Source organism: Rhodococcus chondri (genome assembly GCF_036327435.1).
GTDB classification, from domain to species: domain Bacteria; phylum Actinomycetota; class Actinomycetes; order Mycobacteriales; family Mycobacteriaceae; genus Rhodococcus; species Rhodococcus chondri.
The window spans coordinates 1-538 of record NZ_JAUZMZ010000411.1 but is presented as its reverse complement, the minus strand read 5'-3'; the positions used below and the strand labels follow the sequence as shown (position 1 = coordinate 538).

The following is a 538-nucleotide window of genomic DNA, read 5'->3' as shown; positions in this document are numbered from 1 at the left end:
CCGTGCCCGGGCAGCCGGCCGTCGACCCACATCTGGGCGTCGTCGAGGCGCCGCCCGGCGAACAGCGCGAGACGCTGGGCGAGTCGTCGTACCGCCCCTTCGTCGGGAAAGGTGACGGGCGTCAGTTCGACACCGCTCCCCCGATCGACCCATACCCGGTCGGGGGCGGTGACGAGCACGTCGGTGACGGCCGAGTCTGCGAGGAGCACCTCGAGCGGACCGGCGCCGGTCAGTTCGGTCTGCAGGTGCGTCAGTGCGACGAGCAGGTCGGAATCGCCGAGCACTCCACCGGATTCGGCTCGCAGGGCGGCGGCGACGCGCGCCGGTGTCGGTTCGCCGGGTTCGGCCGCCAGCCGGTCGCGGACCCGGTCGAGCAGGCCGGTGCTCAGAACCTCGCTCATGCCACTCGGCTCGGTCCGGACCGGCGGGAGTCGGCACCGTCGCGTACTTCGGAGGCGGCGGTCAGGAGCGGTGAGCGGCGGCCGAGTCGCAGACCGCCGCGTTCGAGGATCTCGGCGAGGCCGGGATGGGGACGCAG

The 538-nt window shown here is 73.4% G+C and carries 1 protein-coding gene; it reads right to left on the bottom strand.

Going from position 1 to position 538, the window contains the following annotated elements; translation table 11 throughout:
• Positions 1–401 (bottom strand): ATPase, T2SS/T4P/T4SS family (locus Q8814_RS26465; protein ID WP_330154869.1); only part of this gene is annotated, 401 nt, incomplete at its 3' end.
• Between the last annotated feature and the right edge of the window lie 137 nt (positions 402–538).